16 protein-coding genes are annotated in these 17,537 nt (G+C 69.7%); 15 read left to right on the top strand and 1 reads right to left on the bottom strand.

Features of this window, described 5'->3' with window-relative positions:
* Positions 1–7: 7 nt before the first annotated feature.
* A complete protein-coding gene (locus HWW87_RS20420) occupies positions 8–916 on the bottom strand; it encodes a LuxR family transcriptional regulator (protein ID WP_175821862.1) in 909 nt (302 codons plus the stop codon).
* A 282-nt stretch (positions 917–1,198) separates the two neighbouring features.
* Here HWW87_RS20420 and HWW87_RS20415 point away from each other — a divergent pair, with 282 nt between their 5' ends.
* From HWW87_RS20415 to asnB, 15 genes are all read left to right on the top strand, one after another.
* Positions 1,199–2,032: an autoinducer binding domain-containing protein gene (locus tag HWW87_RS20415; protein ID WP_175821861.1), complete on the top strand. Its 834-nt coding sequence runs from the start codon at positions 1,199–1,201 to the stop codon at positions 2,030–2,032.
* A 249-nt stretch (positions 2,033–2,281) separates the two neighbouring features.
* Positions 2,282–4,489 carry a type III secretion system export apparatus subunit SctV gene (sctV, locus tag HWW87_RS20410; protein WP_175821860.1) on the top strand — a complete coding sequence of 736 codons (2,208 nt, stop codon included), beginning with the start codon at positions 2,282–2,284 and terminating at the stop codon, positions 4,487–4,489.
* Positions 4,486–4,764 carry a type III secretion system export apparatus subunit SctS gene (sctS, locus tag HWW87_RS20405; RefSeq protein WP_006480854.1) on the top strand — a complete coding sequence of 93 codons (279 nt, stop codon included), beginning with the start codon at positions 4,486–4,488 and terminating at the stop codon, positions 4,762–4,764. Before sctV ends, sctS begins: the two co-directional genes overlap by 4 nt.
* Positions 4,764–6,800 carry a type III secretion system outer membrane ring subunit SctC gene (gene sctC, locus HWW87_RS20400; protein ID WP_175821859.1) on the top strand — a complete coding sequence of 679 codons (2,037 nt, stop codon included), beginning with the start codon at positions 4,764–4,766 and terminating at the stop codon, positions 6,798–6,800. Before sctS ends, sctC begins: the two co-directional genes overlap by 1 nt.
* Entirely contained in the window at positions 6,781–8,124 is a 1,344-nt protein-coding gene (gene sctD / locus HWW87_RS20395; protein WP_175821858.1) for a type III secretion system inner membrane ring subunit SctD, read from the top strand. The genes sctC and sctD overlap by 20 nt, the downstream gene beginning before the upstream one ends.
* A 140-nt stretch (positions 8,125–8,264) precedes the next feature.
* Positions 8,265–8,474 (top strand): hypothetical protein, encoded by a 210-nt coding sequence (locus tag HWW87_RS20390; protein WP_175821857.1) that lies wholly within the window; start codon positions 8,265–8,267, stop codon positions 8,472–8,474.
* A gap of 124 nt (positions 8,475–8,598) precedes the next feature.
* Complete coding sequence (locus tag HWW87_RS20385) at positions 8,599–9,075, top strand: hypothetical protein (protein WP_175821856.1); 477 nt, start codon at positions 8,599–8,601, stop codon at positions 9,073–9,075.
* Positions 9,076–9,125: 50 nt separating this feature from the next.
* A complete protein-coding gene (gene sctJ / locus HWW87_RS20380; RefSeq protein ID WP_175821855.1) occupies positions 9,126–10,010 on the top strand; it encodes a type III secretion inner membrane ring lipoprotein SctJ in 885 nt (294 codons plus the stop codon).
* Entirely contained in the window at positions 10,007–10,756 is a 750-nt protein-coding gene (locus tag HWW87_RS20375; protein ID WP_175821854.1) for a SctK family type III secretion system sorting platform protein, read from the top strand. The genes sctJ and HWW87_RS20375 overlap by 4 nt, the downstream gene beginning before the upstream one ends.
* Positions 10,738–11,367 (top strand): type III secretion system stator protein SctL, encoded by a 630-nt coding sequence (sctL, locus tag HWW87_RS20370; RefSeq protein WP_027781117.1) that lies wholly within the window; start codon positions 10,738–10,740, stop codon positions 11,365–11,367. The genes HWW87_RS20375 and sctL overlap by 19 nt, the downstream gene beginning before the upstream one ends.
* Complete coding sequence (sctN, locus tag HWW87_RS20365) at positions 11,364–12,740, top strand: type III secretion system ATPase SctN (RefSeq protein WP_175821853.1); 1,377 nt, start codon at positions 11,364–11,366, stop codon at positions 12,738–12,740. Before sctL ends, sctN begins: the two co-directional genes overlap by 4 nt.
* The gene (locus HWW87_RS20360; RefSeq protein ID WP_175821852.1) at positions 12,733–13,407 is read left to right on the top strand and encodes a hypothetical protein; all 675 of its coding nucleotides are present in this window, start codon (positions 12,733–12,735) and stop codon (positions 13,405–13,407) included. The genes sctN and HWW87_RS20360 overlap by 8 nt, the downstream gene beginning before the upstream one ends.
* Positions 13,401–14,210: a type III secretion system export apparatus subunit SctT gene (sctT, locus tag HWW87_RS20355; RefSeq protein ID WP_175821851.1), complete on the top strand. Its 810-nt coding sequence runs from the start codon at positions 13,401–13,403 to the stop codon at positions 14,208–14,210. Before HWW87_RS20360 ends, sctT begins: the two co-directional genes overlap by 7 nt.
* Before the next feature lie 16 nt (positions 14,211–14,226).
* On the top strand, positions 14,227–15,258 hold the full coding sequence (locus HWW87_RS20350) for an EscU/YscU/HrcU family type III secretion system export apparatus switch protein (RefSeq protein WP_175821850.1): 1,032 nt from the start codon (positions 14,227–14,229) through the stop codon (positions 15,256–15,258).
* Between the two features lie 271 nt (positions 15,259–15,529).
* Positions 15,530–17,500, top strand: coding sequence for an asparagine synthase (glutamine-hydrolyzing) (asnB, locus tag HWW87_RS20345; protein WP_175821849.1), 1,971 nt, complete (start codon positions 15,530–15,532; stop codon positions 17,498–17,500).
* Positions 17,501–17,537: the final 37 nt, after the last annotated feature.

Genomic DNA, 17,537 nt, shown 5'->3' with positions numbered 1-17,537 from the left:
CCCGTGTTCAGATCAGTTCGAGCTTCGACGTCAGGTACGTGAGCTGGATCCGGTTCGCGACGCCGAAGCGCTTGCGCAGCTTGCGCAGGTGATAGTCGACGTTGTGTGCGCTGGTGTCGAGGCGCCGGCCGATTTCCTTGTCGGACGCGCCTTCGGCGATGCCGAGCAGCAGTTCCTGCTCGAACGGCGTGAGCCCGTTCACCGTTCGCTCGCGCGACGTCGCGATCAGTTGCGGTGACGCGAACTTGTGGACCGACAGCCCGATCGACAGCGCCTGCTCGATCGTCGCCGGCGTGATCCATTCGCGCGTGCGGCGCGGCGCGGTGAAGCTCATGAACGCGTGCAGCCGCGTGCCGGGCACGGCCATCGAATACATGATGCCGCTGCACATCCCGTCGTCCTGCATCGTCTGCAGGAAGCCGTCGAGCGCGGCCGGGCTCACGCGCGGCGCGTCGTCGCGCTCGCGGTGTTCGCGGCGCAATTGCTGGAGATCCCACACGATCGGCATGTTGCACACGCGCGCGCCGAGCGTGCGCGGATCGACGTCGTGATGGTTGTGCCGCACGTAGTCGCCGCGATAGGTGGCCGGCGTGAACGCTTCGTGCAGGTAAAGACTTTCGACGCGCTCTCGCGAGAATTCGAGCGCGAAGTACGCGAACGTCGAGAAGCCCGTCAGATGCAGCAGGCTCGTGACGATGCGGTTGCGCTCGGCTGTGCTCTGCGCGTGCGCGAGCGTATCGGCGACGCCGAGCTTCGGCGCGTGCGGCTGCGCGTCGTCGCCGCGTTTCACGTCGTCGCACCAGACGACCTGCACGGTGCGCTCGCGCAGCGCGTCCGCGCCTGCGTTCAATCCGCACGACGAGCGCGGCATGGTGGTTGGGGCGACCGCTTCTTCATGCAATGCAATATCGGACATGAGCCATCCCTCGGAATCGACGCGCATCGCCTGCGGCGGCCGTATCGTGTACGGCATTCGCGGCGGTGCGACCGAGCATCGTTGTGATATGCGCCGATCGTCATCCCTGACGAAACGCGGGGGCATTGTACAAAAATGCCGGTGTGCGCGTAATATGCCGTAATACTAATGTCGGCGAAAGGTTCATGTTCGCACGCATATAACGACGACCAGAAAATCATAAAGAAAAGACCAGATCGTGACGGGGCGCAGTTTCACATATTGGGAAAGGGCGGGCTCCTCATGACATATGCTGACGGCGCACCACGCGTCGAGTGGTTCTCACAATCCGATATAGCGGCCGCTGCCGCTTATTCGAACGAATATCACGCAATCGAGCGTGACGTTTTTACCGGTATTCAAATAACGGCAGGTAAAAGCGACCTTGCGTCATTCGACTTCGCGCAATGCCATGCGCGATTGCGGCAAATCGGATTCAGTACGCTCGGTTACGGCGCCTACGAAATGATCGGGCGGCGCATTCTGCGCGCGCATCTGCTGCGCGACCTCGCGCCGGCGACGTTCATGCAGCCGTTCATCGAAGGGATGCTGTATGAAAGCGACCCGCGCTTCGCGCAGGTGCGGCAGAGCGGCTTCCCGGTCGCGTGGCGGCTCGACGAGATCGAGGCGGCCGCGCAGGGCAGCGGCGACCGCAAGGTGCTGGCGCTCGCCGGCCATCTGCGCGCGCATGCGATGAACAGCGGTGTGATCTTCAGCCTGTCGGCGCCGCGCCTCGACCTGCGCGTCGCGGTGAACCTGACGTCGGAAACGCACGGCACCGACTGGATCGACGATCGCGTGATCGGCGGCGCGCTGTCGGTCAGTCTTGCCGTGCATCGCGTCGCGCTGCCGTTCCTCGAGGCGCGTGTCGCGCGCATGCGCGGCTTCGCGCTCGCCGACGAGCAGCAGCAGGTGCTCGACCGGCTTGTGCACGGGCTGTCCGACCAGGAGATCGCGAGCGCGCTGCGGACGTCGCTGCACAAGGTCGGGCACCATATCCGCTCGCTCGAAAAGCTCTTCAACGTGCAGAACCGCGCACAGCTCGCGTACCTCGCCGCGCGGCGGCTGCCGTCCTGACCGACCCCTGCCGGAGGCGCGCGCCGGCCGCCCGGCGCGCGATGGAAGCGGTTCCGGCGGCGCGTGCCCGAACCGGCCGCCGGGTTTCGTAGTCCGATTCGATCGTCTGAGGAAAACGCGCTTTCACGCTACGAGGCGCGCTTCTTTTTCCGCCGTTTCCCGTCGCTACACTCGTCCCATTCAACGGTCCGCGCAGCACGGGGAAGGGTTGCCCGTGCCAGCCGGCGATAACGACAGGACAACGGCACGATGGCTGAACCGAAGGCGCTCTCCCGCGACTGGCAGCGGTTGTTTTCCGCCGGCCGCGGCGTGTCCGGACGGCGCCTCGGAGGCGCCTCGCCGCGCGCCGACCTGTTTCTCGCAACCTTCATCGTCGCGGTCGTCGCGCTGTTCATCCTGCCGCTGCCGCAGACCGCGCTCGACGGGATGATCTCGCTGAATCTCGCGGCGAGCGTCGTGCTGCTGACGGTGTCGACCTACGTACCGTCGGCGGTCAGCTTCTCGTCGTTTCCCGCGCTGCTGCTGTTCACGACGCTGTTCCGGCTCGCGCTGAACATCGCGTCGTGCAAGTTGATCCTGCTGCATGCGAACGCCGGCCACGTGATCGACGCGTTCGGGCGGCTGGTGGTCGGCAACAACGTGGTGGTGGGCGGCGTGGTGTTCCTCGTGATCGCGGTCGTGCAGTTCATCGTGATCGCGAAAGGGTCGGAGCGGGTGGCCGAAGTCGGCGCGCGCTTCTCGCTCGACGCGATGCCGGGCAAGCAGATGAGCATCGACGCCGACCTGCGCGCGGGCATCATCAGCGCCGACGAAGCGCGCGAGCGCCGCGAGAAGCTCGAGCAGGAATCGCAGATGCACGGCGCGATGGACGGCGCGATGAAGTTCGTGAAGGGCGACGCGATCGCGGGCCTCGTGATCGCGTTCATCAACATCGTCGCGGGGATCGCGGTCGGCACGCTGATGCACGGGATGGACATCGGCGAGGCGCTGCAGCGCTACGCAATCCTGACGGTCGGCGACGGGATGGCGTCGCAGATTCCGTCGCTGCTCGTGTCGATCGCGGCCGGCATCGTGACGACGCGCGTCGCGACGCGCGATGCGCGGCAGCGCCAGCTCGGCGAACAGCTCGGCGAGCAACTGGGTGCGCATCCGCGCGCGCTGCTGATCGCGGCGTTCGTGCTGACCGGCTTTCTCGTCGTGCCCGGTTTTCCGAAATGGTCGTTCGCGCTGATCGCGCTGGGCCTCGGCGCCTTCGCGGTCTCGCAACTCAAGCGCAAGACGTCCGCGCCGAGCTTCAACCTGATTCATGTCGCCGGGCGCGTCGGCGCGGCCGACGACGGCGAGCCCGCGAAGGTGTCGCACGCGGCGGGCGTCACGTCGCTGATCGCGGTGTCGCTGTCCGACGACCTGCGCACGAGCCTGAACCTCGCGCAACTGCAGGCGGCGCTGTCGAGCGCGAAGGCGCGCGTCGACGCGGACATCGGCACGGTGTTTCCGCGCATCACGCTGAACGACGACGAAGGCGCGGCGGCCGGCACGTACCGGATCTACCTGCAGGACGTGCTCGTCGCGCACGGCGCGCTGAAGCCGGGCTGGCTGCTGTGGGACGGCGTCGCGCCGCTGCCCGAGCGCGCGGAGCGCCAGCCGGCCGAGGCGTTCGGCCCGTTCGAGACCGCGCTGTGGATCAAGCCCGACGGCGCGGCGCCGGACGGCAAGTGGCTGTCGAGCGAGAGCGCGCTTGCCGCGCACGTCGAGCAGATCGTGCGCCAGCATGCGGACGAATTGCTCGGCATCCAGGAGACGCAGGCGCTCGTGCATCTGGTGCGCCGCGATCATCCGGAGCTCGTCGGCGAACTGACGCGGCTCGTGCCGCTGCAGCGCGTGACCGAAGTGCTGCGCCGGCTGCTCGCCGAACAGGTGCCGATCCGCAATTTGCGCGTGATCTTCGAGAGCCTGATCACGTGGGCGCCGAACGAGCCCGACGACGTGATCGCGCTGGTCGAGCTCGTGCGCGTCGACCTGCGCCGGATGATCACCGACCGTCACGCGGGCACGGCGCGCCAGCTGCGGGTCGTGCTGTTCGAGCAGAACCTGCAGGAGCGGATCGAGAGCGCGGTGATGCGCACGAAGCAGGGCAATTTCCTCGCGCTGTCGAGCGCGGTCAAGCAGGACATCGGCGAACAGGTGCGCGCGATCGTGCAGGCCGCGCAGGCGGCCGGCCCCGGCGGCCATGGCAACGCGCAGGGCGCCGCGCGGCTCGCGGTGATGGTCGCGCTCGGCGCGCGCCGCTACGTGAAGACGATCCTGCAGCCGGTGCTGCCCGAACTCGCGGTGCTGTCGTACCAGGAAGTCGAGGAGGACGTGCAGTTGCATACGGTCGGCTGGGTGAAGAACCCGCCGGACGACGGCACGGTCGGCGCGGGCGCCGACGTGCGCGCGCCGGGAGCCGTGCAATGACGAGCTCGACGATCCTCGACCTCACGCGCCAGGCGCTGATGCTCGTGCTGCTGCTGTCGCTGCCGATCGTGCTGATCGCGACCGTCACGGGCCTCGTCGTCGCGATCCTGCAGGCCGTCACGCAGGTGCAGGACGCCAATATCGGCATCGCGGTGCGGCTGATCGCCGTGATGGTCGCGCTCGTGCTGCTGTCGGGCTGGCTCGGCGGCGAAGTGCTGCGCTTCGCGCAGCAGGCGCTGGAACGCATGTTCGTTTCTTCCACAGGAGTCCTTTGATGCGTCGACGCGTCGCCTCGATCCGGTTTCAACCGCGCAGCCTGCAACGGGCCGCGCTTGCCGTGTGCGCGACCGCGCTGCTCACGGCGTCGCTGTGCATGGCGCCCGCGCAGCCTGCGCGCGCCGCGGACCTGCGCTGGCGCAACAAGCCGTTCACGATCGTCGCGAACGGCAAGAAGATCGGCGACTTCATCCGCGAGCTTGCGTCGTCGCAGGGCGTGACGGCGGTGGTCGACCCGAAGGTCGACGGCGTGATCAGCGGCCGCTTCTCCGGCACGCCGCAGCAGACGCTCGACACGATCTGCTCGACCTACGGGCTCACGTGGTACTACGACGGCTCGTTCCTGTACGTCGATCCGGCCGACCAGTCGCAGACGCAGATGATCCCGATCCCGCCGAACGCATCCGGCGAAATCGGCCGCGCGCTGCAGGCGATGCAGATTCCGGACAAGCGCTACACGCTGGTGATCAACGACCGCGCGAACAGCGTGTACGTGGCCGGCCCGCGCCGCTATGTCGAACTCGTGCGACAGGCGGTCGGCTCGGTCGGCGATCCGGCGGCGAACGGCGCGCATGCGGATATCCGCGCGTTCCGGCTGAAATACGGCTGGGCGTCGGACTTCACGATCAACCGCTCGGGCAAGGAAGTGACGGTGCCGGGCGTCGCGACGATCCTGCGCAAGCTGTTCGGCAAGGGCGGCGGCACGACCGCGGCGCCGTCGAGCACGCCGCTCGGGCAGGCCGCGCGCCAGGTGAAGCTCGGCTCGGGGCTGACGATCGCGGTGCCGCGGCTCGACTTTCCCGACATCTCCGGCGGCCCGCGGCAGGGCGGTTATGGCGGGGCGGACGGCAGCACGGGCGGCGGGTTCTCGCCGTTCTCGAACAACGGCGGCGACACGCTGCCGCAGATCGTCGCCGATCCGGCGATCAATGCCGTGATCGTGCGCGACCTGCCGGAGAACATGTATCGCTACCAGTCGCTGATCGGCCAGCTCGACGAGCGGCCGCGCATCGTCGAGATCAACGTGACGATCATCGACATCAACGAGGATTCGCTCGACAGCCTCGGGATCGACTGGCGCCTGCACACGACGCACGGCGACGTGCAGATCGGCAACGGCCAGAACGCGCTGAACGGCAACACGCAGTACAACGGCGTCGGCAACCCGCCGCTGACGTTCGGCATCGGCACGTCGGAAACCGGGCAGACGGGCGCCTTCATGCCGACCGGCATCGCGCTGACCGCGTCGATCGGCGGCTCGCTGCGCAATTACCTGCTCACGCGCGTGAACGCGCTCGCGCAGAAGGGCCAGGCGCAGCTGCGATCGAAGCCGAAGGTGCTCGCGCTCGACAACACCGAGGCGATCCTCGAGAACCTCACGCAGTTCTACGTGCAGGTGCCGGGCTACCAGGATTCGTCGCTGTACAGCGTGACGACCGGCACGAGCATCAAGGTGACGCCGATGATCGTCGACGAGGCGATCCGCAACGCGGCGGCCGTGTCCGGCAGCCCGCAGAGCGTGATGATGTCGATCGACATCCAGGACGGCAACATCGTGCCGGGGCAGGCGGTGTCGAACGTGCCGGTGATCCAGCAGCGCAACATCGTCACGAAGACGATGATCGACGAAGGCAAGAGCCTGCTGATCGCTGGGTTCAACGACGACGAGGTGCGGCTGAACAAGAGTGGCGTGCCCTGGCTGTCCGACATCCCGCTGATCGGCAACCTGTTCAAGTACACCGACAAGTCCGGCAATCACATGGAGCGGTTCTACCTGCTGACGCCGCGCGTCGTGACGAGCGCGTCGATGTACGCGCCGGACGGCGCGCCCGTGAACCCGGGCGCCGACGGTCCGGCGAGCCAGGAAGGGATGTCGATGTATCGCCCGCCGGACAACGACGTCGCGGTGCCGCTGACACCGAAGCCGCTGCCCGGCACGAAGTTCGGTCCGCCCGCGTTGCCGCCGCCGCAGGGTGCGGCGTCGCAGCCGGCGACGACCGCAGGAGTGGTCACGCATGTCGACGAGCATCATTGATCCGCACGGCGACGGCGCATTGCCCGGCGGCGCGGGAGGCGCAGGGGCCGGTTCGGCCGCGCTCGCGTCGCCGTGGAACCTGTGCTTCCTGAGCGGGCCGATGTACGGCCGCACGATGTCGCTCGCGCGCGGCGCGAACTGGGTCGGTACGGCGGCCGACTGCGAAGTGATCCTGCCCGATCGCGAGATCGGCGCGAAACAGGTGTGCCTGCAGGTCGGCGCGCTCGCGGTGACGGTGCAGAACCACGGCGGCGACACCGGCGCGCCGGTGCTGTTCAACGACGCGCCGCTCGGCACCGGCCGCCGCTCGCTGACGCCGAACGACGTCGTGACGGTCGGCTCGATCCGGCTCGGCATCGCGCGGCATGCGCAGGCGAGTGTCGCGGTGCCCGACGAAACCGATGCGCCGGACGCCGCGCGCGAGGCCGCGTGGCTCGGCTGGCTCACCGGTGGGCTGCGCCGCCTCGGCAGCCGGCGGCTCGTGATCGCGCTGGTCGCGCTGTGGGTAGGCGTGCTGCTCGGCGCGCTCGGCTACGGCTTTGTCGCGTGGTCGGGGCGGCTGCCGTGGCAGCACGAATCGGTGCTCGCGCGCACGCACCGGCTGCAGCAGTTGCTGCACGCGTATCCGGAGCTGGCCGTCGCGCCGCGCGACGACGGCGTGATCGTGTCGGGCTACGTGAGCGACCCGGCCGCGCGCGAGCGCGTCGCGCAGATCGTCGCGGGCGTCGACAACGCGGCGCTCGGCAACATCTATGTGGTCAGCGATCTGGTCGCGACCGCGCAGACCTATTTCAGCGATACGGCGCTGACGGTCACGTATCTCGGCCGCGGCCGGATCGAGCTGACGGGCACGGCCGCGCGCGCGCAGATCGAGCCGCGCATCCGCAACTACATGAAGGACGCCCGCCCGGCGCTCGAGGTGGTCGATCACGTGCGCGATGCCGATGCGGCCGCGCCGCGCACGGCGACGACGCTCGGCGGCACGGCCGGCATTCCGGAGATCACGACCGTGTTCGCCGGCGACGGCGACCAGCGCTACATCGAGACGGTCGACGGCAGCCGCTATTTCGAAGGCGCGCGGCTCAAGGAGGGCGCGACCGTCGTGTCGATCGGCCCGGACGAAGTGGTGTTCGAGCGCAACGGCCAGCGCATCACGATGCCGCTCGGCGGCCCGTCGGCGCGTGCGCCCGAGCAGGCGCCGGCGCCGCCCGTGGCGCCGCTCGCGAGCGGCGCGGCCGCGGGCGTCGCGCAGCCGGTGCCGGGGCCGACGCTGTTGCCGGGCGAGCCGGCGGCCGGTGCATCGACGAAGGAGGCGGCGCATTAGCGTCGCGACGGATCAGGCGCAGCGCGTTTCGCGGTGCGCGCATTACGCGACACGTCGCCGGCAGGCGGCGCGTCACGTCATCGGCGGGGCATGGGGCTGCCGCCGGCAACGCAAGTGAACTTCACGTAAAGGAGCGAATCATGCCGGGTCCCACGAGTAGTGCAACCGACACGAAGCAGGTCCAGCAACAGGCCGACGACCTGACCAAGACGCAGCTCGAACTGACGAAGATCAACTTCCAGGTTCAGCAATCGACTGCGACGTTCGAAACCAGCAACGCAGTGACCGCGCAGGAAGGGACGGCGAACGCCCAGGTTGCGCAACACCTGAGTTCCGCCGGCCGCGCGTGACGCCGGTCGCCGGCCGTGCCGCGCGACGCCGAGTGCCGGGGCCGCCCGTGACGGGCGCCCGGCGTGGCGTATGTGCGTGCCGGCCGGCCCGTTCCCGGCTCTGCCGGTCAAGGAGGACACGATCATGTCGGTAACAGGCGTAGGCGCGGCGGCGCCGGGCGCAGCCGCGCTCGCGAGTGCCGCGCAGCAAACGGGCGCGACGTCCGATCCGGCGCAGGTGCGCCAGTTCGATGCGCTGATGCAGCCGGGCGCGTCGTCGGCCGCCCCGCCGTCTTCGTCGGGCGTCGCGATGTCGCGCGCGCCGGCGGATGCGGCGCCGGCCGTGCAGATGACGCCCGCGCAGGCGAACCAGTCGTCGCTCGTCGAGCGGTTGCGCACGTACGGCAACGATCTCGATTCGCGGTACGCGAACATCGACAAGCACCGCAGCGAGATGCTGACGTCGATGGCGGACAGCCGCAGCGACCCGCTGATGACGATGGTGAAGGCGATGGATTTCCAGTGGACGGCAACCACCACGATTTCGGAATACCAGTTGAGCCTGTCGGTTGCGCAGGCGGCGAACGGCTTCACGCATACCGTGCTGAAGACGCAGGAGTGATAGTGCGCGTGGGCCGGATGCGGCCTCACGCGCCCTGAAGCGGACAAACGATGACGACGATCGATTCGACGCCGCGCATGCATGCGTGGCGCAGCCGGGCGGCGCGCGCGCTGCTCACGGGGCTGCTCGTGCTGTTGGCCGGGTGCCAGAAGGAGCTGTACTCGGGCCTGTCGGAGCGCGACGCGAACCAGATGGTCGCGGTGCTCGGCGACGCGGGCATCAGCGCGTCGAAGGACAACGATGCGCGCGACACGTCGGACCGCAACGCGTGGCTCGTGAGCGTCGCGGACGGCGACATGCAGTCGGCGCTCACGGTGCTGCAGGCGAACGGGCTGCCGAAGCCGAGCTATGCGAGCCTCGGCGAGCTGTTCCAGAAGCAGGGCCTCGTGTCGACGCCGGCCGAGGAGCGCGTGCGCTACCTGTACGGCGTGTCGCAGGACCTGTCGCGCACGTTGCAGGACATCGAGGGCGTGGTGGTCGCGCGCGTGCAGGTTGTGATTCCGGAGAACGATCCGCTCGCGGACAAGATCAAGCCGTCGTCGGCAGCGGTGTACATCCGCTACCGGCAGGGCGTCGACCTGCGCGCGATGGCGCCGATGGTCAAGGATCTCGTCGCGCACAGCATCGAAGGGCTGCAGTACGACAACGTGTCGCTGTTCCTGCAGCCGGCCGCCGCGCGCGCGACGCGCGTGGACGGGATCGGCAGCGCGGTGTCGGACATCCTGCGGCTGCGCTCGCCGCTCGGCTGGCTGGTGTTCGCATTGATCCTGCTGACCTGCGCCGTGATCGCGCTGTCGGCGGCACGACGCGGGATGTTCGGCGTGCGGCTCGCGGGCCTGCTCGGCGCGCCGCGCGGCGCGAACGGCGGCGGTGCGGCCGCGCAGCAGGCGGGCGGCGGGCTGCGTACGCCGGACGGCGCGCGCGACGGCGCATGAGCGATCCGCACGCGCTGCCGCGGGGCGATGCGGCCGCCGCAGCCGAGGCGGCGCCGCTGCCGTGGCTGCAGCCGCTTGGGCCGCCGCCGGCCGCACGTGCCGCCGCGTTTCATGCGCTGGTTTGCGACTTCAACCTGCGGCCCGACCGCTATCTGCACGTGACGCGCGTGCCGGCCGACTGGCCCGCGCGCTACCGTTCGCCGGACGCGTTCGGCGCGGCCGGCCGCAAGCTGCTCGCGCGGCACCTGCTCGACGTCAACGGCGTGGCCGACCGGCACGACTTCGACGTGGCGAACCCGTGCGCGCGGCTCGCGCTGCTGCCGGGCGCGGCGCTCGAGCAACTGGCCGCGTATGCGGGGCTGCTGCTGCATCGCGCGTGGCTGCGCGACGCGCTGGCCGGGCGGCGTATCCGCGCGGAAGTCGCGGCGCGGCTCGGCGGCGATGCGCTCGAACTCGCGCTCGAACGCGCGCCGGAATTCGGCGCGCTCGCCGAAACGCTCGAACCGTGGCGCGCCGATCCCGCCGCGCTGCCGGTCGTGATCCGCGCGCGCGGCGGGCGGCTGCTCGCCGATTTCATCGGCGTGGCCGGCGACGCGGTGGCGCGGCGCGTGCGCCTGAAATTCAACCGCGCGATCGACGACGAAGCGCCGTACTGGCTGAACCGCGCGCAGCGCGACCAGTTCGGCGAACTGATGTTCCTGTTTCTGATTCCCGAGAGGCTTGCGTCATGGGACTGGCTTTTCTGATCACGAGCGATAACCTGCAACTGCTGTCGGAGCGCAAGGTGCTCAAGGAGCGCGAATACGCGGCGCTGCTCGACGCGTCCGCGGTGATCGCGACCGCGCATGAAGAGGCGGCGCGCATCGTCGCCGATGCGCAGCGCGAATTCGACAAGCGCCAGGCGGCCGGCTACGACGAAGGCATGCGCCGCGCGCAGCGCGAGCAGGCCGCGCAGGCCTACACGCAGGCGCTCGCCGCCACGCGCACGATGGAGACGATGAAGGACGCGATGGCCGATATCGTCGTGAAGGCCGTACGCGCGATCGTCGGCGAGATGAGCACGCAGAAGCTGTACGAGGCCGCGCTCGCGCGGATCGCGCCGCTCGTGCGCGACGAGGCGTTCCTGATCGTGCGCATCGCGCCCGGCCGCACGGACGAGATGCGCGACGCACTCGACGGCGCGTTCGCGGGGCAGTCGAACCGGCAGAAGATCCGCATCGTCGAGGACGCGCAGCTCGAACGCCACGCATGCACGGTCGAGACGCCGTCCGGGCGCATCGACGCGAGCCTCGACCTGCAGATCGACGCGTTGCGCCAGGCGATTCGCCGCGACGCGCTGAAGGGCGCCGCGCGATGAACGCGCCGCTCGACGACCAGCCATCGTTCGGCGACGAGGACGGCACGCCGTTCGATCGCGGCCGCCTCGTCGGCGAACTCGACGCGGGGCTCGCGTTCTTCTCGCCGGTGTCGGTGCAGGGCCGCGTCAACCACGCGGTCGGGCAGATATTGAATGCGACGGGCATCCGCGCGCGGCTCGGCGAAATCTGCGAGCTGCGCACGCCGAACCAGCCGACGCTGCTTGCGGAGGTGGTCGGCTTCTCGCGGCAGACGACGCTGCTCACGCCGCTCGGTGACGTGGCCGGGCTGTCGCCGGAGACGACCGTCGTGCCGTCCGGGCGCGAGCATGTGTTTCCGGTGGGCGAAGGGCTGTTCGGCCGCGTGCTGGACGGGCTCGGCCGGCCGCTCGACGATCGCGGGCCGGTGACGGGCGCCGCGTGGGTGTCGACGCAGCAGGACCCGCCGAACCCGCTCGCGCGCAAGATGATCGACACGCCGTTTCCGACCGGCGTGCGCGTGATCGACGGGCTGATGACGCTCGGCATCGGGCAGCGCGTCGGCATCTTCGCGCCGTCGGGCGTCGGCAAGAGCACGCTGCTCGGAATGATCGCGCGCGGCGCGCAGGCCGACGTGAACGTGATCGCGCTGGTCGGCGAACGCGGCCGCGAAGTGCGCGAATTCATCGAGCACAGCCTGTCGCCCGAGGTGCGCGCGCGTTCGATCGTCGTCGTGTCGACGTCGGACCGCCCCGCGATGGAGCGCGTGAAATCCGCGCTCGTGGCCACCGCGATCGCCGAGCACTTCCGCGATGCGGGCAAGCGCGTGCTGCTGCTGGTCGATTCGCTGACGCGTTTCGCACGCGCGCAGCGCGAGGTCGGCCTCGCGAGCGGCGAGCCGCCGACGCGGCGCAGCTTTCCGCCGTCGACGTTCGCGGTGCTGCCGCGCCTGCTCGAACGCGCGGGGCAGGGCGCGCACGGGTCGATCACCGCGCTCTACACGGTGCTCGTCGAAGGCGACGAGGAATCGGACCCGATCGCCGAGGAAGTGCGCTCGATCCTCGACGGCCATATCGTGCTGTCGCGCAAGATCGCGCTCGCGAACCGCTATCCGGCGATCGACGTGCTCGCGAGCCTGTCGCGCGTGATGCCGCTCGTCGCGAGCCGCGCGCACCAGCATGCGGCCGCGCGCGTGCGCGAGCTGATCGCAAAGTATCAGGAGATCGAACTGCTCGTGCAGATCGGCGAGTATCGCGAAGGCAGCGACCGGCTCGGCGATCTCGCGCTGCGGGCGCGCGACGCGATCGGCGCGTTCTGCGCGCAGGCGTCGGACGAGGACGTGCGTTTCGACGCGCTGCTCGCGAAGCTGACGAAGCTGGCGAACGATCATGTCTGAAGCCGACGACCGCCTCGTGCTCGCGACGCTCGCCCGCCTGAAGCGCGTGCGCGAGATGCGCAGCCAGATCGCGCGCGTCGCGGCCGCACGCCAGCAGGGCATCGCCGCGCAGAGCCGGCGCACGCTGGCGGCCGCGCAGGCGCAGCTCGCGCAGCAGGTCGCCGCGAAGGCCGCGATCCAGACGCGCCTCGCCGACGACGTGCGCGAAGCGCGCGCATTGCAGAACGCGGCGGCCGATACGCGCACGTTCGACCGGCATATCGGCACCGCGAACGCGTCGGTGAGCGAAGCCGCGCACGTGCATCGTGGCCACGAGGCGACCCTCGCCGACCTGCAGCGCGCCGCGCGCAAGGCGAAGGCCGCCGAGGACAAGCTGGAGAAGGCCGGCGAGAAGGCGCTGCACGCGCGCGCCGCGCGGGTCGAGCGCGATGCCGACGAAGTCGCGGACGGCTACGCGGTGCGGCGCTTCGCGACGGGCGGCACCTGGGTGGCCGGCGCGGGCGATGCGTCCGGTCATGCGTCCGCGCCGCCGGAGGCGGCCGCCGCGTTCGATGCGGCAATGACCGACGCGGAAACGGGCGCGGGCGCTGAAATCGCCGGTGAAACCGACGCTTCCGCCGCGCCCGACGATCCCGCCCCGCCCGCCGCCGCGGAGCGCCGATGCTAGACCAGGCCGCAGGCTTCAACGACGTCGCCGGCATGCTGCGGCCGCTGCTCTACGTGATGCCGCGCCTGCTGCCGATCATGTTCGTCGTGCCGGTGTTCAACGAGCAGATCATCACGGGCCTCGTGCGCAACGGGATCGCGGTCGTGATCGCCGCGTTCGTCGCGCCGACGATCGATGCCGCGCAGGTGGCCGCGCTGCCGTTCCTGATGTGGTGCCTGCTGGTCGCGAAGGAGGCGATGGTCGGCATGCTGCTCGCGGGCGCGTTCAGCGCGGTGCTGTTCGCGATCCAGGGCGTCGGCTACCTGATCGACTTCCAGACCGGCAGCGGCAGCGCCGCGTTCTTCGATCCGATGGGCGGGCACGAGGGCGGCCCGACCTCGGGATTCCTGAATTTCGTCGCGATCGCGCTGTTCGTCACGGCGGGCGGGTTGCAGGTGCTCGTGCAACTGTTCGCGCAGTCGTACGCGTGGTGGCCGATCGGCTCGCTCGGCCCCGATTTCTCGTCGATGCTGCAGACCTTCATCGTGCGTCAGACCGACACGATCTTCGAATGGATGGTGAAGCTCGCCGCGCCGGTCACGATCGTGCTGGTGCTCGTCGAGCTCGGCGTCGGCCTGGTCGGCCGCGCGGTGCCGCAGCTCAACATCTTCGTGTTCTCGCAGCCGCTGAAGAGCGCGCTCGCGCTGCTGATGATGATCCTGTTCCTGCCGGTGGTGTACGCGTCGCTGCATGCGCTGCTGAGCCCCGACAGCGGGCTGATGGCGCTGCTGCGCGCGCTGTTCGCCGCGCACGGCGGCGGCTGAGCGCGCCGGAGCCGGGATGGCCGAAAAGGACCAGAAGCCGACCGCGAAGCGCCTGCGCGAGGCGCGCGAGAAAGGCGAGGTGCCGAAGAGCGCGGAGACGGTGTCGTCGGCGTTCTTCGTCGGCGTGTGCGTGGCGCTCGCGGTGGGCATCGGTTCGCTGTTCGCGCGCGTGCAGGCGCTGTTCCGGCTCGTGTTCGACGCGGTCGGCGCGGCCGATCCGTCCGCGCGGCTCGCGACGCTGATCGACGGCGCCGCGCGCGACTGGGCGACGCTGTCCGCGCAGATCGTCGCCGCCGGCCTGCTGGCGGGGCTGCTCGCGGGCTTCGTGCAGGTGGGCGGCATGATGGCATGGAGCCGCCTCGTGCCGCAGTTGTCGCGGCTCAATCCGGCCGAGGGGATGAAGAACCTGTGGTCGCTGCGCAACCTCGTCAACCTCGCGAAGATGCTGCTGAAGACGGCGCTGCTCGTCGCGACGCTCGGCTGGCTGATCGTCGAGTCGCTCGATCCGGCCGTGCAGTCGGGCTTCACGCGGCCGGTCTCGATCCTCGCGCTGATCGTGAAGCTGCTGATGCTGCTGTTCGGCTGGGCCGCGCTGATCTACATCGTGATGGCGCTGATCGACATCGTGCACCAGCGGCACGAGTTCAACCAGAAGATGAAGATGTCGATCGACGAAGTGCGGCGCGAGCACAAGGAGGACGAAGGCGATCCGCACGTCCAGGCGAAGCGCCGCCAGCTCGCGCGCGAAGCGCAGTTCGCGTCGCTGCCCGACCGGATCGGCTATGCGTCGGTGGTCGTCTATTCGCCGCGCGTCGCGGTCGCGCTCTACTACGGCGGGATGGGCTCGCTGCCGTGGGTGCTCGCGCGCGGCGAGGGCGACGCGGCCGAGCGGATCGTGCGGCTGGCCCGGGACGCGCTGCGCCCGACGCTCGCGAACGTCGGGCTCGCGCAGGCGCTGTACGAGACGACGCCCGAGAACGGCACGATCCAGCCGCAGCATTTCCGCGAGGTCGCGCAATTGCTGAAATGGGCGACCGGCGCGGGTTGACGCGGCGGGGCGGGGTGGCGTCACGTCGGCATGCGGCCCCTTTTTTTGTCTGCCATGCTTGCCGGCCATCTGGTCCGATTCGATATGGCCCCGTCATACGGCCATATGCACGCGGCGCTTGACGTCCATTTTTTTCCGAACCCTGCCGACATTCACTGGTGAATTATTGCTGATTTATTTCTTCGTAATATGGCTCGACCGTCATGCCCGACGGCGGCCCGCGAGGTGGCGCCGCGCGTGACGGAACAGGTCAACAGGGGCAGACAAATCAATGTGCGGAATCGACGGCTTTCTGAATAGCGTCGCCTTCGATGAGGAGACAGCGCGCGGCACGCTTGCGCGAATGACGGCGAGCCTCGCGCATCGCGGGCCGGACGGGCAGGGGATCTGGGTCGACCCGGAAGCCGGCATCGCGCTCGGCCACCGGCGGCTCGCGATCGTCGACCTGTCGGTGCACGGCCGGCAGCCGATGGCTTCCGCGTGCGGCCGCTACGTCCTCGTCTTCAATGGCGAAATCTACAACCATCGCGAACTGCGCGCGGAGCTCGAGCGCGCGGGGCGTGCACCGGTATGGCGCGGCCACTCCGACAGCGAGGTGCTGATCGCGGCGATCGTCGCGTGGGGCGTCGAGGCCACGTTGCGCCGCGCGACCGGCATGTTCGCGTTCGCGCTGTGGAATCGCGCGTCGCGGGTGCTGACGCTCGCACGCGACCGGATCGGCGAGAAGCCGCTCTACTACGGGCGGATCGGCGACGCGCTCGTGTTCGCGTCCGAGCTGAAGGCGCTGCGCGGTTATCCGGGCTTCGACGGCACGGTCGACCGCGACGCGCTGTGCCTGTACCTGCGCCAGTCGAGCGTGCCCGCGCCTTACACGATCTACCGCGGCATCCGCAAGCTGCCGCCCGGCACGTACATCCAGTTCGAACATGCGCGCGACACGCCGCGCCTGCGCGCGTACTGGACGCTCGAACAGGCGATCGAGGCGGGCCGCGCGGAGCCGTTCGAGGGCAGCGCCGACGAAGCCGTCGGCCAGCTCGACGCGATCCTGCGTCAGGCCGTCGCGCGGCAGATGGAAGCCGACGTGCCGCTCGGCGCGTTCCTGTCGGGCGGCATCGATTCGTCGGCGATCGTCGCGCTGATGCAGGCGCAATCGGCGACGCCGGTCGACACGTTTACGATCGGCTTTCACGAGGCCGGCTACGACGAGGCCGGTTACGCGAAGGCGGTCGCGCGCCATCTCGGCACGCGCCATACCGAGCTTTACGTGACGGCCGACCATGCGCTCGGCGTCGTACCGAAGCTGCCGTCGATCTACGACGAGCCGTTCGCCGATGCGTCGCAGATCCCGACCTTTCTGGTCTCCGAACTGACGCGCCGGCACGTGAAGGTGAGCCTGTCCGGCGACGGAGGCGACGAGCTGTTCGGCGGCTATACGCGCTATTTCCTGACGCCGCGCCTGTGGCGCAAGCTGCATCGCGTGCCGGCCGCCGTGCGCGCGCGGATCGCCGCCGCGTTGCATGCGCTGCGGCCCGATCACGCGGACCAGCTCGCGGCCGTCGCGCAGGGCGCGTGGGGCGGCGGCGTGGAGGCGCGCGAATCGTCGTCGCGCATCGGCGATCGCCTGCACAAGCTCGGCCATGTGATGACGGCCGAGAGCCGCATCGGGTTGTACCGGCTGCTGATGTCGTCGGTGCATCATCCCGAACGCATCGCGCTGTCGGGGCAGGAGCCGCCGACGCCGCTCGACACGGTGTCCGCGTGGCCCGCGCACCTGAGCTTCGCCGAGCAGGCGATGGCGATCGACACGCTCACGTACCTGCCGACCGACATCCTCGCGAAGGTCGATCGCGCGGCGATGGCCGTGAGCCTCGAGACGCGCATGCCGTTCCTCGATCATCACGTCGTCGAATTCGCGTGGCGCGTGCCGGCGTCGGTGCGCTTGCCGGAAGGGCAGTCGAAGGCGCTGCTGCGCCGGCTGCTCGACCGGTACGTGCCGTCCGCGCTGATCGACCGGCCGAAGCAGGGCTTCTGCGCGCCCGTCGACCACTGGCTGCGCGGCGCGTTGCGCGACTGGGCCGAGGCGCTGCTGCGGCCGTCGCGCTTGCGCGAAGAAGGCTTCTTCGATGCGGCGGCGGTCGAGCGGCTATGGCGCCAGCACCAGACGGGCCGGATGAACTGGCAGCATCAGCTGTGGACGGTGCTGATGTTCCAGGCGTGGCTGGAGGCGCAGCGCGCGGGGTGATGCGGCGTGCCGCGCGCAACCGATGCGCGCGGCGCCA

The organism is Burkholderia sp. BCC0419, assembly GCF_902830285.1.
Lineage (GTDB): Bacteria > Pseudomonadota > Gammaproteobacteria > Burkholderiales > Burkholderiaceae > Burkholderia.
Note: the sequence above shows the minus strand (reverse complement) of the source record. Positions and strands in the feature narration are given on the sequence as shown.